2 protein-coding genes are annotated in these 2,697 nt (G+C 75.8%); one reads left to right on the top strand and one right to left on the bottom strand.

Features of this window, described 5'->3' with window-relative positions; all coding sequences use genetic code 11:
- On the top strand, positions 1 to 1,276 hold a 1,276-nt coding region (locus E1200_RS32530; protein ID WP_131956406.1), incomplete at its 5' end, for a serine hydrolase.
- A gap of 13 nt (positions 1,277 to 1,289) precedes the next feature.
- Here the strand turns inward: E1200_RS32530 and E1200_RS32525 are convergent.
- Positions 1,290 to 2,697, bottom strand: a 1,408-nt coding sequence (locus E1200_RS32525) for an aspartate aminotransferase family protein (protein WP_243709026.1), incomplete at its 5' end; no start/stop codon positions are given.

Here is a 2,697-nt window from a genome sequence, read left to right as displayed (position 1 = left end):
CCCGTGGACGGTCCAGTGGGACGGGACGCCCCCCGCGGCCGTCGCCGCCCCCGAGCCGCCCCCGCCGGCGGAGGAGCCGCAGACCGAGCGGGGACGGCCCTGGCTCGTCGTCCTGGCGGCGGCGCTCGTGCTGGTCGCCGGGCTCGTCGCCGGGCAGCTCGTGCGGCCCGTCCCGGAACCGTCCGTCGGCCTGACCGTCGACGCCAGCGTCGTGTTCGAGGGGCAGGCGCCCGCGCTGCCGTGGCCCGACTCGGGGCAGTCGGCCGTCCACGTGGAGGGCCTCGGGGCGATGGGCGCGTCGGGTACGGCGTCGCCGACCCCGACGGCGAGCGTCGCCAAGGTGATGACGGCGTACGTGTACCTGCGCGACCACCCGCTCAACCCGGGTGAGCCGGGCCCGGTCCTGACCGTGTCGCCGGAGGCGGCGGCGCAAATCCCGGAGCGCGAGGAGCGCGGCGAGTCGATCCTCGGCGTGACCGCGAACCAGCGGCTGACGCAGCGCCAGGCGCTGGAGGCCCTGATGGTCATCTCGGCGAACGACGTCGCCCACGAGCTGGCGCGCTGGGACGCCGGAGGCACCCCGGCGTTCGTGGCGAAGATGAACGAGACCGCGCGGTCGCTGGGGATGACCGGCACCCGCTACACCGACCCGAGCGGCTACGACTCCGGGACGGTGAGCACCGCCGCCGACCAGGTGAAACTGCTGCGGGCGGCCATGCGGATCCCGGCGTTCGCCGAGATCGTCAACAAGCAGGTGTACGAGCCCGGGGACGGCGGTGAGCCGCGGCAGGGCGGGAACTTCCTGCTGGGTCAGCACGGCGTGGTCGGCGGGAAGACCGGCTACACCGACAAGGCGGGCGGCAACTTCGTGTTCGCGGCGCGCAAGGAGGTCGAGGGTGTGCCGACGATGATCGTCGGCGCGGTGCTCGGGCAGGACACCGCGTCCGCGGCCGGGGCGGTCGACGCGGCGCAGCGGCTCGTGGTCGCGGCGCAGGACGCGCTGGTCGCGAAGACCATCGCCCCGCGGGGCGCGCGGGTCGCGCGGATCGAGGACGGCCTCGGCGACCGGACGCCGCTGCGCGCCGCGGCGCCCGTGACCGTCGTCGGCTGGCCCGGCCTGACCGTCCAGGTGGACGTCGCCGGCGACCCGCCGCGCGCGGCGGCCGCGGGCGGGCGGGTCGCCGACCTGACGGCGGGCGCGGCGAAGGTGCCGCTGGAGCTGGTCCGGACGCTGGAGGAGCCGTCCGTCTTCGAGCGCCTGGTCCGGCTCGGCTGAGCGCCCGCGCAGGTCAGGCGTAGAGCGCGGACAGGAAGCGGACGAGCAGGGCCTCGCGGGTGGTAGGCGGCAGCGCGTCCAGGACGGCGTTGACGACGGCCATCTCGGGCGCACCGCCGCCGTCGAGGTCCACCCCCACCGACGCGAGCAGCCCGGCGAAACCGGCGTCGTCGAGGCTGTCGAGATCGAGGCCGGCGAGGGCCTCCACCAGGTCCGCCGGGACGTCCGGCGGCCCGGCGGCGCGGGCGGCCTTCGCCGAGTCGGCGAGGGCGGCGAGCAGCGGCTCGATGTCGCTGACGCCGGTCAGCGTGAAGTGCAGGTTCGGCGGGATGCCCGCGTAGGAGAGCTGCGGCTGGAAGAACCAGCCGCGCGACCGGGCCTCGTCGGCGATGACGAACACGTCCAGGCCGGGGTCCTCCGACGCGACGGCGACGAGCGGCGCGACGGGCGCGCCGAGCACCCGCAGGCCGGGGATCTCCGCGACACCGGCGATGAGGCGTTCCGCCGCGGCCATCGCGTTCCCGGCCAGCTCGCGGTAGCCCCGCGCGCCGACCGCGTTGAGGGTGGCCCACGCCGCGCCGAGCGGCCCGGCGCTCTTGCTGCTCTGGACGGTCGCGTTGATGACGGTGTAGCCGGGCCATTCCGCGGCGGCGAAGTAGGCGTGGCGGCGGAGCGACTCGTCCGCGTACAGGACGACGGAGGCGCCCTTCGGCGCGTAGCCGTACTTGTGCAGGTCGCAGGACAGGGACGTCACGCCGGGCACGGACAGGTCGAAGGGCGGGACGTCGCGTCCGGCGTCCCGCAGCCACGGCAGGACCCAGCCGCCGACGCACGCGTCCACGTGGCACGGGATACCCGCCGACGCGGCGATCGACGCGATCTCGGGGACCGGGTCCATGACGCCGTGCGGGTACGAGGGGGCCGAGGCGACGACCAGGACCGTCCGGGGCGTGATGGCGGCGGCGGTCGCGGCGGGGTCGGCGCGGTACGACGCGTCGACCGGGACGTGCACGACCTCCATGCCCAGGTAGTGCGCGGCCTTGTGGAACGCGGGATGCCCGGTCGCGGGCAGCACGAGCTGCGGCTTCCCGTCGACCGGCCGGGCGTCGCGCGCCGACTTGACCGCCAGCATGATCGACTCGGTGCCGCCGCTGGTGAACACGCCGGAGCCGCCGCCGAGCCGGCCGGCGACGGCCGCGACGACCTGCCGTTCGAGCGCGACGATGCTGGGGAACGCGGTCGGGTCGAGGCAGTTGACCTCCAGCATCTCCAGGTAGGCGGTGGCGGCGAGGTCGTGCACGGCTTCGCGTCCGGTGTCGTAGACGTAGGCGGTGACCTGGCCGCCGCGGACGGGCAGGTCCGCCTCGCGGAGCCGCGCGAGTTCGGCGAGCAGCTCATCGGCCGGGCGGCCGTTCTCGGGC

The organism is Actinomadura sp. GC306 (assembly GCF_004348665.1).
GTDB lineage: Bacteria > Actinomycetota > Actinomycetes > Streptosporangiales > Streptosporangiaceae > Spirillospora.
Note: the sequence above shows the minus strand (reverse complement) of the source record. Positions and strands in the feature narration are given on the sequence as shown.